This window comes from Paraburkholderia sediminicola (assembly GCF_902859805.1).
In the GTDB taxonomy this organism is placed as follows: Bacteria; Pseudomonadota; Gammaproteobacteria; order Burkholderiales; family Burkholderiaceae; genus Paraburkholderia; species Paraburkholderia sediminicola.
The window spans coordinates 1-1079 of the sequence record NZ_CADIKC010000035.1 but is presented as its reverse complement, the minus strand read 5'-3'; the positions used below and the strand labels follow the sequence as shown (position 1 = coordinate 1079).

The 1079-nt window shown below is 68.6% G+C and carries 1 protein-coding gene; it reads left to right on the top strand.

The features are described 5' to 3' along the window. Positions 1-19: 19 nt before the first annotated feature. The coding region (locus R8871_RS38305) for a condensation domain-containing protein (RefSeq protein WP_246288092.1) at positions 20-1079 on the top strand (1060 nt) is incomplete at its 3' end.

Below are 1079 nucleotides of genomic sequence, written 5' to 3'. Positions count from 1 at the left end.
GGCGGGGGGCGATTCGATCGTGAGCCTGCAGCTGATCGCGAAGGCGCGTCAGGCGGGACTGAAGCTCACGCCGAAGCAGGTGTTCGATCATCCGACGATCGAGGCGCAGGCACGCGTGGCGGTGGAGCTGGGCGGGGGGGAGCAGGTGGAGCAGGTAGAGCAGGCCGAACTGCACGAAGCGGTGCCGCTGACGCCGATCCAGCGGAGTTTCTTCGAACGGTTCGAGGCGGCGCCGTCGCACTGGAACCAGGCGGTGCTGCTGCGGGTGCGCGGCGGGCTGGAGGTGGCGGTGCTGGAGCGTGCGCTGCAGGCGCTGGTGGCGCGGCACGATGCGCTGCGGCTGCGGTTTGTGCGGGTGGGGGAAGCCTCGACGCGCAACTGGACGCAACGGGTGGCGCCAGTACAAACCCGGCAGCAGGACCCACTGGTCGAACAGATCACCATCGGCGACAGCGGCGACTGGGAGCAGGCGTTGCACGATGCGTGCACGCGGGTGCAACAGCAGCTGGACCTGCAGCGCGGTCCGCTGCTGAAGGCGGCGTATCTGGATGTGGGGCGACACGGCCAGCGTGTGCTGCTGGCGATCCACCACCTGGCGGTGGACGGGGTGTCGTGGCGCATCCTGCTGGAGGAACTGCAGCAGGCGTATGCACAGGCGGAGCGTGGCGAGGCGATTGCGCTGGGCGTGCGCAGCACGCCGTTCAGCGTCTGGAGCATGCGTCAGCACGCGTACGGCATGCAGGCCGAGCGTCTTGCGGAACTGGGCTGGTGGCAGCAGCGGCTCACGGACGTGGTGGTATGGCCGGCAGCAGAAACGACACCGACAGACACGGTGACGAACACCTCGACAAACACAGCGACAAACGCACCCACCGCAACCCACACAATCCGCCTCGACCCACAGACGACCTCGGCCCTGCTATACGACAGCGCCCACGGAACCGGCCGCCCCGGCCTCACACCCGAAGTCCTGCTGCTGGCCGCGCTCACCCGCACGCTGGCGCAACGCAGCGCACACCCACGCGTGCTGGTGGAGCTCGAAGGCCATGGCCGCGAGGACATCCTCGATGACATCGACC